This window comes from Niallia sp. 03133 (genome assembly GCF_052663225.1).
The window spans coordinates 169466-185015 of the sequence record NZ_JBQTCY010000005.1 but is presented as its reverse complement, the minus strand read 5'-3'; the positions used below and the strand labels follow the sequence as shown (position 1 = coordinate 185015).

9 protein-coding genes are annotated in these 15550 nt (G+C 37.0%); 7 read left to right on the top strand and 2 right to left on the bottom strand.

Translation table 11 applies throughout. The annotated features are described in order from the left end of the window. Window positions 1-11 precede the first annotated feature (11 nt). Window positions 12-965 carry an ABC transporter substrate-binding protein gene (locus ACTYBU_RS09075; protein ID WP_445489042.1) on the bottom strand — a complete coding sequence of 318 codons (954 nt, stop codon included), beginning with the start codon at window positions 963-965 and terminating at the stop codon, window positions 12-14. Between the two features lie 844 nt (window positions 966-1809). Then, window positions 1810-3174: an MATE family efflux transporter gene (locus ACTYBU_RS09070; protein WP_445489040.1), complete on the bottom strand. Its 1365-nt coding sequence runs from the start codon at window positions 3172-3174 to the stop codon at window positions 1810-1812. Between the two features lie 497 nt (window positions 3175-3671). Between ACTYBU_RS09070 and ACTYBU_RS09065 the strand changes: the two genes are divergently transcribed. The 7 genes from ACTYBU_RS09065 to hutU all read left to right on the top strand — a co-directional run bounded on the left by ACTYBU_RS09065 (window position 3672) and on the right by hutU (window position 15541). Continuing rightward, a complete protein-coding gene (locus ACTYBU_RS09065) occupies window positions 3672-4871 on the top strand; it encodes an MFS transporter (protein WP_445489038.1) in 1200 nt (399 codons plus the stop codon). Between the two features lie 757 nt (window positions 4872-5628). Next, the gene (locus ACTYBU_RS09060; protein ID WP_445489037.1) at window positions 5629-6645 is read left to right on the top strand and encodes a PTS transporter subunit IIC; all 1017 of its coding nucleotides are present in this window, start codon (window positions 5629-5631) and stop codon (window positions 6643-6645) included. A gap of 542 nt (window positions 6646-7187) precedes the next feature. Next, window positions 7188-8672 (top strand): helix-turn-helix domain-containing protein, encoded by a 1485-nt coding sequence (locus ACTYBU_RS09055; RefSeq protein ID WP_445489035.1) that lies wholly within the window; start codon window positions 7188-7190, stop codon window positions 8670-8672. A gap of 309 nt (window positions 8673-8981) precedes the next feature. Then, entirely contained in the window at window positions 8982-10565 is a 1584-nt protein-coding gene (locus tag ACTYBU_RS09050; protein WP_445489033.1) for a BCCT family transporter, read from the top strand. A gap of 11 nt (window positions 10566-10576) precedes the next feature. After that, a complete protein-coding gene (locus tag ACTYBU_RS09045; RefSeq protein ID WP_445489031.1) occupies window positions 10577-12115 on the top strand; it encodes an HAL/PAL/TAL family ammonia-lyase in 1539 nt (512 codons plus the stop codon). 146 nt (window positions 12116-12261) lie between these two features. Then, window positions 12262-13728: a helix-turn-helix domain-containing protein gene (locus ACTYBU_RS09040; RefSeq protein ID WP_445489029.1), complete on the top strand. Its 1467-nt coding sequence runs from the start codon at window positions 12262-12264 to the stop codon at window positions 13726-13728. Between the two features lie 151 nt (window positions 13729-13879). Beyond that, on the top strand, window positions 13880-15541 hold the full coding sequence (gene hutU / locus ACTYBU_RS09035; RefSeq protein ID WP_445489028.1) for a urocanate hydratase: 1662 nt from the start codon (window positions 13880-13882) through the stop codon (window positions 15539-15541). The last annotated feature ends 9 nt before the right edge of the window (window positions 15542-15550 follow it).

Genomic DNA, 15550 nt, shown 5'->3' with positions numbered 1-15550 from the left:
CATGATGCAGTTTACTCATTAGGAAGAATAATTTCTTCAAATGCTGGTATTCTATCATTAATAGCTGGAAGGCTGCGTCTTCTCGACCAATCATTGTGATCTACTTCGTATACTTGACCAGCTTGTACTGCTTGGAGCTTATTCCATAGCCTGTCCTTTTTTAGCGTTTCTTTAACAGAAGGCTCCTCTTCATTTAAAGAGATAATTAAAATATCAGGATTTATCGTTAATAATTGTTCAATCGTCATTTCTTTTGATGTTTCTTTCGAGTCATTTAGTGCGTAAGGAATACCGATAGTTGCTAAAAAGCTTGGTGTGAAAAAAGAGCTGGTCTGTACATCAAATATATTGCCTTCTCCATATCCTGCAATCAGCACCTTTTGATCGGCTGACTTGCTGCCTTCTTTTAGTTTTTGTATATTTTCTTCATGTTCGTTTATGATGCTTTTTCCTGCGTCTTCTTTTCCAACTGCTTGTGCAATAGATTGTGTGTTTTCTAATACAGTCTGGTAATCGGCAGTATCGTCTTTAAACGCGACTGTTGGAGCAATATCCGATAGTTCTTTATAAATGCTTTCATGTCTATCTTTATCGGCAATAATCAAGTCAGGATTTAAGGTGCGGATTATTTCTAAGTTTGGCTGTGCTCTTGTTCCGACAGATGTATAGCCTTTTATTTTTTCATATATATTTTTAGCTATTCGTTCCGGTTTGTCATCATCAGCAACTCCAACTGGAATAACATTTAAAGCTGCTGCTGCTTCTGTTAAACCCAGCTCCAATGTAATAACTCTTTTAGGATTTTCTGGAACCTTTGTTGTACCCAATTCATGGTTAATCGTTACGGTTTCTTTTTTTGTAGTAGAATCATCATCACTATTTTGATTTTTTCCGCAGGCCGAAAGAATCAAGATGAGACAAAAAAACAAACTGTAAGACCATTTTCTTTTTAATGGTAAATTCATTTGCATTTCCCCACTTTATCGATATATTTATTAATAATGATAATCATTTTCACAGATAGGAGTCAATGATAATTAAGAATTTTATCAATATTTTTTGAATAAGTATTCTATTTTCAGGATGATTTAAAAAAAAACACTGAATATGTATGATTGGAGATACAAAAAAAGCCGTGGAGAAATGCTTCTCCATGGCTTTTTCTAGAGATAAGAAAGTATAAGTTTTCTGAAATCTGACGGGTGTCTAGCGCAAGCGCCCTATCGACTTCAATGCTTCCCTCACCTCGCTTGCGTAGTCAACATCGAATCACTACGTTCTTCGTGTTTCCTTTATCACGTTTTAACGGGCAGTAAGAAAGTACAATAAAAATGGATAGCGCACAAAAAACTGCCCGTAAAAACCTGATCGACTCAACTAACCATCAGGGAAAGATCATCCCCTGATGGAAGGTTCGCCTTATCTCACTTAAGGTACACAAATTAAGAACGCCACGTCCTTATGTCTTCATTTGTGTGATCCACATCCTGTGGAACTCACCTTATTCTGTCGATAAGCAAGGGCGCTTGCGCTTTTCTTATTGTCTAGGAAATTATAAACGAGATAGAGTTGTGGATAACTTAGCAGTTTGGTCCGCGTCCAGCTCCAGCGCCTATCGCCTATCAAACTTCAGGTCATCTCCCTACGATAAGTCAACATCGATTCGCTATCGCTCATCGTGTTTCCTTTATCTCAGTCGAAGCCTTTCCGAAGTATAAGGATGTACAAGTGCCGATGTTGCCACAGGACGTGGCGTAGTTAATCGGCCAGTTTGTACGGCGATGATCAAGGCGCTTGCGCTTTTGTTCTTTAAATATGCCCTTTAATCGGATTTTTCACACGAATTCTTTCCCATGGTTTAGATAGCCATCTTCTAAAGGCGAAAGAACCTCTAAACCATTCATCAATTCCTTGCGCTATCCACACGCCTAATAAGCCTAAGCCAAGATGAATGCCTAAAGCATAGCTGAGAACAACTGCTATTCCCCACATGGACACAATGCCGATAAAGACAGGAAAACGAACATCGCCGGCTGATTTTAATGAGCTCATTAATACAATATTCATTGCTCTTCCTGGCTCTGTAAATACGACTGCCCATAGAATTGGCAATCCAATCGCAATGATTTGGTAGTCGCTTGTAAATAGTTTTAATATAGGAGAACCAACAAGAGCCATTGCCAATGCTGCAACAGATGAAGCAACCATTGCAATTTTTAAAGTTTTTACTCCTCGTTTCAAAGCATGTTCATACTGCTTTCCGCCAATATATCTCGCAATTAAAAGCTGTGTACCTTCTGCAATTGCCAATGTGAATAAATAACAAACCATCGAAATATTTGTTATATACACTCTGGCAGCTAACGATGCATCCCCCATGGAAGCAACGATCGCAGTAATCACTAATTGTGAAAACTGATAGGATAAATTTTCACCTGCAGATGGGATCCCAATAAAAAGCATTTCCCGAATATCTTGTTTATTCACTTTAACAATATCACTAACTTTAAAAGTAAGTGCTATTCTACGATAGACTAAATATAAAAGAACAAAAACAGCAAACGCACGAGCAATGACAATTGTCCAGGAAACGCCGACAACTCCAGATATAGGCAGACCAAAAACCCCGAAAATGCTGATAGCATAACCGAAGACACTCAATACATTCATTAGTATACTTACCATCATGGATTCTTTAGTAAAACCGTGGCTGCGTAATATAGCGCTTAAAGCAAGTGAGAGAGATTCTAAGAAGAGGGAAGCACCACATATGCGGATAAATGTAAGACCGTAATCTAAAACCTCGCCTTGTATATCAAATAATTGTAATAAAAATCCACCGAATACGACAACGAGAAAGGCAACAATTACACCAAACCAAACATTAAGGCCGACAGCAGAACGGGCAAACTGTCTTGCTTGGCTAAATTCACCTGCACCAAGCCGTTGACCAATAAGAATCATTGCTGCAATCGAAGTTACGTTAAATACAAGAATAAAGATACCTAGCAACTGGTTCGCAACACCAACTCCAGCGGCAGCTCCATCGGAATAATGGCTTAGCATGAGAGTAGCAACGACACCCATTCCCATGTGTAAAGCTAGTTCAATAAACAGCGGCCAGGATATATGAAACAGAGACTGTTCTTGTAATTTATTTGTAGAGACGTTCAACCTTTAATATCCCCTTTTCTTTTTAATTAATATATTGCAAATCTAAGATACATTTTATTCTTATTTAGAAGAAAGTAAAGAGAAAAATACTATATTTTTTTGGAAATTTTTACGTTGTTTCGCATAGAGTAATAAGTTGTTCTTTTTAGAGAAAAATCGACTAAAAACAGGGTTGGGAAGCGGTTGAAATTAAAATTTTTAAAAAAAGAACGGCTTTTATTCAGATCTAAGAGAAGAAGATGCCGGCTGATTTTTAGAAGAAAGAATAACAGAATTTCCTAGATGGAAAAATGTAATGATGATTGTCATGACACATGTTAATATAGTAGATATACTTTAATAAAAGTAAAAAAATAGAAGAAACTATTCGAAAGGCTGTTTTCTTAAAGTTTGTTTTTTACATAAAAAAATGGGAGAAGAGTACTTAGCAGCATGCTTCGAGTTTAAAAGCAACTATCTATACGAAAACAGCCATTCGGAAAAAGCAGGAGGACTTTATGAAAAAAGAAGTTTCAAATGGCAAACTGTTAGGTGTGGCAGGATTAGGATGGATGTTCGATGCAATGGATGTAGGAATGCTATCTTTTATTATTGCAGCACTGAAGGTGGACTGGGGCTTATCGGTTAAAGAGATGGGATGGATTGGAAGCGTCAACTCCATTGGCATGGCTGTTGGGGCGCTTTTATTTGGTTTAATGGCAGATAGAGTTGGCCGAAAAAATGTCTTTATTATCACATTATTATTATTTTCTGTTGGCAGTGGGCTATCTGCCTTTACAACGAGCTTATCCATCTTTTTAATTTTACGATTTTTAATCGGCATGGGATTAGGAGGAGAATTACCTGTTGCTTCTACTTTAGTATCAGAAAGTGTGCCAAAAGAAAAACGAGGAAGAGTAGTCGTGCTTTTAGAAAGTTTTTGGGCATTCGGATGGTTATTGGCAGCAGTTATCTCTTATTTTATTATCCCTAAGTATGGGTGGGAAATTGCCCTTTTGATAAGCGTACTCCCAGCTTTTTATGCGCTGTATTTACGCTTTAGTCTTCCCGATTCACCAAGATATTTAACGGTGGAGAAAAAGAAGAAATTGTCCATTGCAGCAAGTATGAAAGCAGTATGGTCAAAAGAGAATGCGAAACAGACGGCGATGTTGTGGATACTCTGGTTTTGCGTCGTATTTTCTTATTATGGAATGTTTTTATGGCTGCCTAGTGTGATGGTCATTAAAGGATTTAGTTTGATTAAAAGCTTCGAGTATGTGTTGATTATGACAATTGCTCAGTTGCCAGGCTATGCATTGGCAGCCTATTTAATTGAAAAGGTTGGCCGAAAATTTGTGCTGGTTGTATTTTTGATTGGAACGGCCATTAGTGCCTTTATGTTTGGCACCGCAGAGTCAACAGCATTATTAATGACTTCCGGTATTCTGCTTTCTTTCTTCAATTTAGGTGCATGGGGAGCTTTATATGCATACACGCCAGAACAGTATTCAACAAATGTTAGAGGAACGGGGGCAGGAATGGCGGCTTCCTTTGGAAGAATAGGCGGGGTGCTTGGACCGTTGTTAGTTCCATATCTAGTAGAACAAAATATATCCATTTCCTCTATTTTTATGCTTTTTTGCATCGCTGTACTTATCGGGGCAGCTTCCGTTTTCTTTTTAGGAAAAGAAACAAAAAATGTAGAGCTATCTTAAAAGTTATCTTAAAAAAGGAAATTTCAAAGTATTGTTTTGGAATTCCTTTTTTAAAAAAGGCTACCCTGAAAAGTGGGTCCGCAGGTTGAATACACTTCGCTTTCCGCGGGGCGAGCGGTGAGCCTCCTCGGAGCATGACGGATACGAGCGAGGAGGCTTGCCGGTTCGTCCGTGGAAAGCGAGTAGATTCCCTGATTATTCAAAAATCGACAATGAAATTTAACAGAGCCTTAAAAAAGTTAAATAACTGCATAAAAATGGGGAATAAACCCACTGTTCCCATAGTAAAACAACAAAAACGACAGCATATTGCTTGACATGAAATGTTCTACACTATGAAGAAATTCTTTTTAAAATCCTACAGAAAGATAATAGAAAGGATAAGAAACTTATCAATTTTTATTTAAAGAGAGAATATTGCTTGCCATAATGGTTTGTTGTGAAAGCGGATTAATTTTATTGGAATAAAAAAAATATTTACATTTTCAGAATATTGATGATAATATAACTACACAATAACTGTTAGGAGGAGCATATCATGAAACTTAACACAATTTTATCAGTCATTATTATCCTCATATTATGCTCTTAGGATTAAATAAATCCCCAGTTTTTTATAGGGAATTGTTTAGTCCAGTTTTTGCTTCTTAAAAACAAGGCGCTAAACAGAAATGTGGAATGGTGCCTATCCGACAATCGGACAGGCTTTTTTAGTGGGAATTTTATCATTTAAAATAGATAGAGGAGAAGAGATGCAATGAATAAGAAAACGTTTATGGATTATGTATATAAAGCCTCCACCGGGATGTCAAATGCTGTATTAGTGACATTAGGAATGGGCTTGCTGTTAGAATCAATTGGAAAAGCTTTAGGATGGGATATCCTAATTCATATAGGATCTATTGCGAAAGTATTACTTGCACCAGCATTTGGAGCAGGAATTGCCTATCAATTAGGTGGAAATACATTGGTGATTTTTAGTGCGATGATTTGTAGTAGCATCGGCGGAAATGCACTTCATTTAACCGAAGCAGGTTTAACTATTGTACCTGGCCAGCCAATAAGTGCTGTATTAGCAGCTGTTATCGCAACAATTGTTGGGAAATACATTAATGGTAAGACAATTTTGGATATGATTGCTATTCCAGCTGGATCTATTCTAGTTGGAGGATTTGCAGGGGTAGGTTTAGCATATGTAACAACGCCATTATTAACATGGATTAGTGCACAGATTACTCACTCTGTAGAAGGTTCACCATTAATTGCACCGATGGTTATTTCATTAGCTTGGAGTATTTTATTGATGACACCAGCATCTTCAGCAGCATTGGCTATTGCTTTGCAAATGGATCCAGTTTCAAGTGCTGCAGCATTAATTGGCTGTACGGTGCAATTCGTAGGATTCACTGCAATGTCACTTAGACAAAATGATTTAGGCGGATTCTTAGCGCAGTCTATTATTACACCAAAAGTTCAATTTCCAAACTTAGTTAAAAATCCATTGTTGATTATTCCACCATTTGTAGCAGCAGTCATTTGTGCTCCAATTGCAACATTAGGATTTCACTTTACTGCAACATATGAATTGGCAGGATTAGGCTTAAATTCATTAATTGCACCTATCAGCATCTTAGCTTTACAAGGAATCGACGGATTTTTAGTGTATATGGCATTCGGAGTAGTATTGCCAATTGTTATCACATTACCTTTATATTATTTCATCTTAAGAATCGGCTGGGCAAAAAATGGCGATTTAGCAATGAAAGTTCAATAAATATTTTATGAAGGCTTAGGGTCATTTATATGATCTTAAGCTTTTTTGATGTTTTTCTGTGTCTATACTGTTTTAGAAAAATAAGCTTATCTTTAAAAAAAGCACAAACTCCTCACACGAAACAAACTGGGTGCTGACCGAATATCAAAAGAGATTTCCAAGGGGTTGGTCTGTATTCTTTCTTGTGACACTCTCAAGAATAGCTTGCAGTTTCAATCCTTTGTGAATGTTCATACTGAATAAAAACTCTTTCAAAAGTGGATTTTATATAAAGAAGAAAGTGTATTTAGTATGAAGGAAGAGTTTTCTTCATAGTCTCTCGATAGTGAAGTTCAGCAGTTTAAAAAATCAAATACTAGATTAGATATATTGACAATCGTGATATTGTTTATTAGAACGTAATTACCATATATCAAGATAAAAAGAATGAAAAATTGCTTTTTTGTACAAATTACAAATTAGTGGTATATACCACGCGTGAGATATTTTTGCATCAAAGTACCTTTAAAATAACATTCATACCATTTTAGATAATAGGGTTGGTGAATCATTTGAAATTGTTAATAGCTGAACGTGACAGCAATGAGAGAACGGCAATTGAGTGGCTTATTTCTGTCTACTCACTTCCGATAAATAAGGTATTCACTGTAAGTACTTTAAGGGAAACAATGACCATATTAGAAAAAGAAGTGCCGGATATTCTGTATATAGAATTAGATATGATTCCAAACGAAGAGTGGACTTCAATTACAAAATACGTAAAATATTTCAATCCCAATGTGATAGCTGTCACAGCAGAGGCAACATTCGAACGAGCCAAACAAGCGATTGAATGGAGAAGTGTAGAATTGTTAGTAAAGCCGTTAGAGCCTGTAAAAATTAAACACTGTTTACAAACAGCCCTTTCAGTTGCTAATAATCAAAAAACTAACAATAAACCATTAGCTCATGCTAATGAGACTTATTCCTATCATTCTTTATTCTTACAAGAAGAGCAATCTGCTGTGAATGTTGTATTAGTGTTGCTTCAGACAGAGGACGTGCAGAAACTTCCAGAGTTAATCAAATTTTTGAATTACTATCCTTTCAGAAAACAACCGGTCATTCTACCGTTAATAGATATGGTTGTTTGTCTGTTTCAATCTCCGATTCAGGATATTAAGGAAGAGGCATCAAAAATATTACGAGAATGGGAAGTTGACAGTATTGAGCCGGTAGCGGCAGTGATTGTTCCTTCCGATGCTGGTCACAAAACAATACATGAGATGTATCAAACTGCTCAAAGATTATTGGAGGTAACGTTTTTTATTGGTTATAGACAAGTCATTCTACCTGAACCCACTTACGAATGCTGGCAGGAAATAGATCCATTTCTGACTCCAAAGGAGCAGCAGGAATGGATTGAAATGTTAGAACAATTCGATAAGCAAAAATTGAAAGAATGGATGTACAATGAATTTTTATATGTTAAAACACCATTTCCAAATCCAGAAAAACTTAGAACTAGGCTGACGAGTATTTTAGCTCAAATCAGAAGGTTCATGAAAACGAATCAATTAGATCAGCAAGAAACAGAAGAATATTACACAAAAATTTTTACTAATATATTGCACAATCGAGTGTTGTACAGAATTGTACAAGAAATGCTGCTGTTTCTTTACGAACTGATTGATTGTGCAAAACAGGCAGATCAATTATTAAAAAAAGATGTTATTGAAAAGGGAGTTAGCTATATCGAAACTTATTATAATGATCATAATTTAACACTTGAGAAAGTCGCAAAAGTCGTAAAGAGAAATCCAGCCTATTATAGCCATTTATTGATGAAAAAGTATGGCATATCTTTTAGTCAATTAGTAACAAATACAAGAATAAAAGAGGCAAAAAGACTTTTAACTAAAACAGAATTATCCATTAAGGAAATTTCATACCAAGTAGGCTTCTATAATCCAAACTACTTTACACGAATTTTTAAAAAATCCACTGGAATGGCACCTCGTGACTATCGGTATAATAATCAGAACTAAAACTTGAAAATTATTTAGAAATCTAAAAAATGTATAGAAATCTAAATAAAATATCATTTATTCAATTTTTTATTGTCAGAAAATATTACATAATTCAAAAATATTTATTAATTTCCGGAAAGAATGTGTCTATTTTTAGCTATTTCAATATCTTATACTTTTCATTAATTAAAGAAAAGTATAAATAGGGAACGATAAAATCTAACAAATGCATGATAAAGACTGCATTTTCAATTCGTTTCACTATGCTTCTTTCAAAAGAAGTTTGAAAGATGAGATTTTCTTAAAGTGAAAAAGGGAGGGATATTGATGGCATTAGTTACAAAGAAAGACAAAAGTATAAAAACAACAGACACGAAACAGAAAACACGCAAAGGGGTATTCTGGCCTGCCTTTTTGATTGTAGGAGGTGGCGCAGCTCTTGGAATCGTTAATAACAAGCTATTAACAGATATTTCTATGAATGGATTTTTAGGTTCATTGAGGGGGCTTGGATGGCTCTATCAAATTATATCCATAGTGGCATTAATCATTGTAGCTGTTGTAACGTTTTCAAAGTTAGGGAATATACGTTTAGGTGGAGAAAAAGCCAAAGCCAAATATTCATTTGGAACTTGGTTTGCCATGGCATTAACTGGCGGAATTGCCACAGGTGTCATCACATACGGAGTTAATGAACCAATTATTTACTTTAATGATATTTATGGGGAAATGGAAAAGACGGGAGTGGAACCTGGCACTTCTCTTGCAGCAATCTTTGCTTTGGGACGCACTTTTTATAACTGGTCATTTATTCCTTATGCAATGTATTCTTTAAGTGGTTTAATCGTTGCTTATATGTATTTTAATCGAAAAAAATCGTTGTCGGTAACAGCAACGTTAATTCCATTGTTTGGAGATAGAATTACTAAAGGCTTTTGGTCAAATGTAATCGATACTTTATCTGTATTGGCAATTGCTCTTGGATTGGCATCTTCTCTTGGAGCAGGACTGGCGTTGGTTGGATCTGGAATTGAAACAACATACGGTATTCAACAAGGACCTCTTGTGTGGCTTGCTTTAACATTCATCATCACACTCGTTTTTACTATTTCGTCTTTAAAAGGATTGGATAAAGGGATTCGCTTTATGGCAGATGCCAATGCAAAAGTCTTTTATATTCTGCTTGCTATCCTTTTAATTATCGGACCATTCTTGTATATTGCACGAACAGCTACTGCAGGTCTAGGCTATTGGTTACAAAATTTCTGGCAATGGGGTCTTGATCCAATTGATATGGGCGGAGAAGCTCTAGTAATGTGGTGGACACTGTATGACTGGGCGATTTGGATTGCTTTCGCGCCATTAATGGGTATTTTTCTAGCAGCAATCTCATATGGCCGTACGCTTCGTCAATTTATGATTGTTAACTGGATTATGCCTTCTGTATTCAGTATTATTTGGTTTAGTGTTTGGGGAGGAACGGCTTTAAATTGGCAACAGAACAAAGTGGTCGACCTAGCAAGTACCATTACAAATAGCGGAGCAGTAGCAGGATTGTGGGCATTCTTAGGAAATCTGCCTATGGGGGTAATTATTATTCCAATTGTAATGCTAACATTAATCCTTTCTTTTTCTACCGCTGCTGACTCAATGGTTCGGACAATTTCTATATTATGTACCTCAAATATTAATTATGATAAAGAACCTTCTAGTTGGAAAAAACTAGTTTGGGGACTTTCAATAGGAATTATTGCATTCGTTATGGTTGCTTCTGCTGGAGGAGCACAGGGCGTTGATGGGGTTAAATATCTAGCAGCTCTTGGCGGAACGGCTGTTTTGTTCATCTTTGTGCTGCAAGTTATATCCGCTATTAAAATGTTTTTTATTGATAAAATAGAAAAAGGAGAGTAGGGGAGAAAGTAGTGCTAATAAAAGAAATAAAAAAAGTGACTCTTGGTGGTCCTTTAACAATAGAGGAGTTTATAGCTGTTGCTCGTTTTGGAGCTTATATCGAATTTTCTGATGACTACTGTAAACGAGTAAAAAAATCTCGCCAACTTGTTGAAAACTGGATAAAAGAAGACAGAGTAATGTATGGAGTTAATACTGGCTTCGGTGCTCTGTCTAAGGAATTTATATCTTCGGAAGAAACAGCTCAATTACAAAAAAATATTCTCTTATCCCATGCTACTTCTGTAGGAGAACCGTTAGCAGAAGAAGACGTACGTGCCACCATGCTTATGGTCTTGCAAAATTTAGGTCAAGGATTTTCAGGAGTTAGACTGGAAACTTTGGAAATGTATCGCCAATTTTTGAATCTGTGTTTAACTCCGTGGGCTCCACGTGAAGGATCAGTCGGTTATTTAAGTGTGGAAGCCCATATGGCTCTTGTATTGATTGGTGAAGGAAAAGCATATGTAAATGGGGAGCTTATGCAGGCGAGCGAGGCTTTAAATAAAGTTGGGATAACACCTATTGTTCTTTCAGCAAAAGAAGGTTTAGCACTTATTAGCGGAACAACATCTTCAACGGGGATTGGAGCTTTAGCATTATACGATATGTTAAAGGCAGTAACAGCAGCGGATATAATCGGTACCATGTCGTTAGAAGTGTTGAAAGGAACCGTTCGAGCTTTTGACGACCGTTTGATGAGTGTCCGTCCGCATCAGGAGCAAAGAGATACAGCAAAGAATATTAGAAACATGCTAGATGATTCTATGATTGCCAAGAAATATATGAATTACCGCTTGCAGGATGCTTTATCATTACGTGCCATTCCCCAATTGCATGGAGCTGCTAAAAAAACGCTGCACGATGCCGTAAAAACATTTGAAATAGAAATGAATGCTTGTACGGATAACCCTATATTGTGGCCGGATGAAGAAGGTATTGGAGCAATTTCGGGATGCAATTGTGATTCATCCTATGTTGGTATAGAGCTAGATTCCATGTGTATTGCTGCTACTGCAATTGGTAAAATGTCAGAGCGACGAAATAATCGTCTTATTAATGGTCAACTTTCTGAATATCCGTCTTTTCTTATTCAAAAGACAGGATTAAATTCTGGATTGATGATTCCGCAATACACGCAAGCAGGTCTTTTAAATGATATGAAGATATTATCCCATCCAGCAACAGTGGACACTATTCCTACTTCTGCCGATCAGGAAGATTATGTCGCGATGGGATATAATGCAGCCAAAAAAGCACGAGAAATAGCAAAAAAACTGGAATATGTATTAGCGATTGAACTGCTGTCTATTTATTCTGCCCATCAGTTTATAGACAATGAGTTGCTGCCAGGTTCCGCCTCTAGTGCCGTTTTAGATTTCATTTCTCGTTCTGTGCCAAAAATGAAGGAAGATATATATCTTTACCCTCACATTGAAACATTAAAAGAATTCATTCATTCTGGTGAAATCATAGATTGCGTGGAAAAAGTAATCGGAAAATTACACTAGTAAGGCATTCAAGGCTAGTATTTATAAACATATTACCAATTTACCTTTTTAAAAAATCCTAACTTATCGAATAAATAAGTTAGGATTTCCTTTTTTTAATAAATTTAATGTTATGAAAGAAAATGCCATAAGAAGGAGGTAACTAAATGGAAATTCACTTGGTGGCAAAAGATCAATTAGAAGCAAATGGAATTCGATGGGTTATAGAGTCGCATTTTACAGGCATTCAATTGAACTTGTGGGATACGATGGAATCATTTGAAAATGGTGTCGAGAAACAGCAGCCAGACCTAGTTATTTTAGATATGGATGGATGGGAGGACGAAAGTGAAAAGTTTAACAAAATAAGAAAAAGGTTTGGCATGAGATGGATAGGAGTTTCATCTGAAAGAATATTTCAAACCGCTTATCGCGCGCTTCGTTTTCGTGCAGAGGACGTTTTATTTCGTCCTTTTTCGCCAACAGATTTAATTAAACGTATTCAGCAGCTGCGATATCAACTGAAAAATGAAAATATTTCCAGTTTAAATTATGCAGCAGGAGGAGCAGACTTGTTTGATATTGACTACCCGGATCTTTTCTTAAAAGATAGGAAGCATACAAATTCAATAGCAATGGTCGCACTTTTGACACCTTCTTCCGAGACGCTTTCTTTAGTATACGACGCATTACAACGGTACTCTTTTACTGGGAAGAATCGTATATTTGTTTTTTCTGATTTTATTTTATGCGTACAGGAAAGTGAAGAGGCGGATGTAATGAAAGAAGAGTACTATACTTTTCTTACCCGCTGGAAAGATTTTATGGATGAGCCGCTTGCAATTGTCATTAAGGTTGCAACAGTAGGTGATTCATTAAAGAATATATACGAGCAAACACGCCAATTAACAAGGAGAATTTTTTTTGAAGGGTATGACATTATTATAGCGGAAGAACAGCTTTCCTATCGGGAAATGGATCCATTCCTTACTCCTTTAGAACAGCGTCAATGGATTGAAATGCTTGAAAAAAGAGACATCAAAACAATTCGGAGTTGGATAGAGAATGAATTTCTAACCTTTCAGCCTCCGTATCCAGATCCGGAAATCATTCGTGTTCGCCTGACTAGTGTTTTGGCACAAATTCGTCGTCACATGAAATCATATAATCTACAAAGTGCTTACTGGGAAGCAATCTATCACGAAGTTTTTCAGCAAATTGTACACAAACCCGTCATTTATCAAATTGTGAAAGAATTGCTTGTATTTACGACTCGGCTACTTCAGCAAGATCATGAACAATTACAAGATGGACCACGCTCGCTCGTGGAAAAAGCAAGAGAGTTAATGGAGAACAATTATTGGGATGCTCAATGGAATTTAGCAGCATGCGCTGATGCACTTCGTGTTAATAAAAGCACTCTTAGCCGCCGCTTTGCAGCAGAGTCCATCCAATCGTTTCGTATTACACTGCACCAAATACGTATTGGAGAGGCGAAAAGGCTATTACAAGAAACTGATTTGTCATTAGAAGAAATTGCACACTTAACAGGTTATTCTCATCAAACGTATTTTAATGCGAAATTTAAAGCACTGGAAGGATGTACTCCTTTAGTATATCGATCAAGACTGTGATCTGAAAATAAAGAGTGTGAAATAAATTATAAAATAAACAAAAAATTAAATAAAATCTGAAATAAATTATAAAAAAATCACTAAATTATAATCCGAATATTAAGTTATATGGAATAAACTATCTATAACAAAACACAGGAGGTAAATTGATATGAAAATAAAATTTGAAGAGAAAGTAGTGCGCTATCGTGGAACAACTTTAAATACAAAAGGCTGGGAACAAGAGGCTGTTCTTAGAATGTTAATGAACAACTTAGATCCAGAAGTTGCTGAGCATCCAGAAAAGCTGGTTGTGTATGGTGGAATCGGAAAAGCAGCAAGAAATTGGGAATCGTTTGATCAAATTGTGGCTTCATTAAAAGAGCTAGAAAAAAACGAAACATTACTTATTCAATCAGGAAAACCGGTAGCCATCTTTAAAACACATGAAGCAGCACCGCGTGTTCTTCTGGCGAATTCAAATATTGTTCCTGCATGGGCCAATTGGGATACTTTTCATGAGCTCGACAAAAAAGGGCTGATGATGTATGGGCAAATGACAGCTGGAAGCTGGATTTATATTGGCAGCCAAGGAATTGTACAAGGTACGTATGAAACATTTGCTGAGTGTGCAAAGCAGCATTTTAATGGCAATCTAGCAGGAACGATTACAGTAACAGCAGGATTAGGCGGAATGGGCGGCGCGCAGCCTTTGGCGGTTACGATGGCAGGCGGAGTGGTAATTGGAATTGACGTAGATAGAAGCCGCATCGAAAAGCGTATAGAAACCCGTTATTGTGATGTCCTTTCCGAATCACTTGATGAGGCTATTACTCTAGCAGAAGAAGCTAAAAAAGCAGGAAAGCCGCTTTCGATCGGATTGCTTGGCAATGCTGCTGAAGTGCTACCTGAAATGATTAAACGAGGTTTTATTCCAGAAATTGTAACAGATCAAACTTCTGCGCATGATCCATTAAACGGCTATCTTCCGATTGGATTGTCTATGGAAGAAGGCGAAACACTTCGTGTGCAAAATCCAGAAGAATATATTAAACAATCAAAAGCTAGTATGGCTGTACACGTTCAGGCAATGCTTGAGATGCAAAAGCAAGGTGCGGTTGCATTTGATTACGGGAACAATATCCGACAAGTGGCCTTTGATGAAGGAGTAGAAAATGCTTTTGATTTTCCGGGATTTGTTCCAGCTTACATTCGACCTCAGTTTTGTGAAGGAAAAGGACCGTTTCGCTGGGTAGCGTTATCAGGTGATCCAGAAGATATTTATAAGACTGATGAAGTTATCTTAAGAGAGTTTGCTGATAATAAGCACCTTTGCAACTGGATTAAGATGGCCAGAGAAAAAATTGAGTTTCAAGGGCTGCCTGCACGCATTTGCTGGCTTGGGTATGGAGAAAGAGCACGTTTTGGAAAAATTATTAACGAGATGGTTGCTTCTGGAGAACTTTCTGCACCAATTGTTATTGGACGCGACCACTTAGATGCAGGTTCTGTAGCTTCACCAAACCGCGAAACAGAAGCAATGAAAGATGGTAGTGATGCCGTAGCAGATTGGCCTATTTTAAATGCATTAGTAAATACGGCTGCCGGCGCAAGCTGGGTTTCTGTTCACCATGGGGGCGGCGTAGGAATGGGCTATTCTCTTCATGCTGGAATGGTTGTCGTTGCTGACGGTACGGAAGAAGCAGCTGCACGACTTGAACGGGTTTTAACAACAGATCCTGGTATGGGCGTTGTTCGACATGTGGATGCTGGATACGATTTAGCTATTCAAACTGCTAAAGAAAAAAATATGAATATTCCAACTATAAAATAAAAAGGTTGA

Excerpts from the sequence above, each read along its gene's own strand:
- ACTYBU_RS09050 (WP_445489033.1), top strand. The coding sequence starts at position 8,982 with ATGGCATTAGTTACAAAGAAAGACAAAAGTATAAAAACAACAGACACG.
- hutU (WP_445489028.1), top strand. The coding sequence starts at position 13,880 with ATGAAAATAAAATTTGAAGAGAAAGTAGTGCGCTATCGTGGAACAACT.
- ACTYBU_RS09040 (WP_445489029.1), top strand. The coding sequence starts at position 12,262 with ATGGAAATTCACTTGGTGGCAAAAGATCAATTAGAAGCAAATGGAATT.
- ACTYBU_RS09075 (WP_445489042.1), bottom strand. The coding sequence starts at position 965 with ATGAATTTACCATTAAAAAGAAAATGGTCTTACAGTTTGTTTTTTTGT.
- ACTYBU_RS09065 (WP_445489038.1), top strand. The coding sequence starts at position 3,672 with ATGAAAAAAGAAGTTTCAAATGGCAAACTGTTAGGTGTGGCAGGATTA.
- ACTYBU_RS09060 (WP_445489037.1), top strand. The coding sequence starts at position 5,629 with ATGAATAAGAAAACGTTTATGGATTATGTATATAAAGCCTCCACCGGG.